This is a genomic window from Undibacterium sp. 5I2 (assembly GCF_035019605.1).
In the GTDB taxonomy this organism is placed as follows: domain Bacteria; phylum Pseudomonadota; class Gammaproteobacteria; order Burkholderiales; family Burkholderiaceae_D; genus Undibacterium.
Map to the genome: position 1 here is coordinate 1 of NZ_JASJVS010000156.1, position 680 is coordinate 680.

1 protein-coding gene is annotated in these 680 nt (G+C 40.6%); it reads left to right on the top strand.

Annotated features, from left to right (window positions below; translation table 11 throughout):
* Window positions 1-446 precede the first annotated feature (446 nt).
* Window positions 447-680 (top strand): hemagglutinin repeat-containing protein (locus QN359_RS19800; protein WP_323493633.1); only part of this gene is annotated, 234 nt, incomplete at its 3' end.

Here is a 680-nt window from a genome sequence, read left to right on the forward strand (position 1 = left end):
GGTCTTGGTGGTTGATATGAATGATCAGCGGTAAGTCAAGTGCTATTGGTAGCTCAGCTTATTGCCATTACTGATTTAATTGGTGACGTGTGGGAATGTTTAGTGAAATGAAAAAAGAGACAATGTGTCGCAACCGAATCGTTAATAAATATTTTAAAAATGCGCGCCATATTTTCGGCATCGAAAAATGCATACGAAACTAAATTTCGTTCTCCGATACCAAAGCAAACAGAAATAAAGTGCGTGAACATATTCATTCGATGGGCAAATTCACTTACATTTTTCTGTTTTAAAAATTTTTAAATACAAACACAACGACGCAGCAGAATTTTTTTCTAATGAAGAGACGATTCTGAATAACGCGATGCGAGGAGTTTGAAATAGTGCATCGCTTTTTTTACATTAACAAGTCGTCGAAGTCTTAGTATTCGAGGAGTAATATTTCTATGCTCAACCAAGAAATAATTTCACGCAAAAAATCTTGTATAAAATGTTTTCTACTCTGTACGAAAGTCAACAACTCCGGCACCATCGTCGGGCGCAGCGCCTTTGCCATCAATGCTGACAAGATCAATAAGCTCGGTGTTCGTATCTATGCCGGTCGCGACCTCGCCCTCGCCGCCGGCCATGATCTGCGCATACAAAGCGCGCAGAACAGCAGCAGCACGAGTCTACATAGC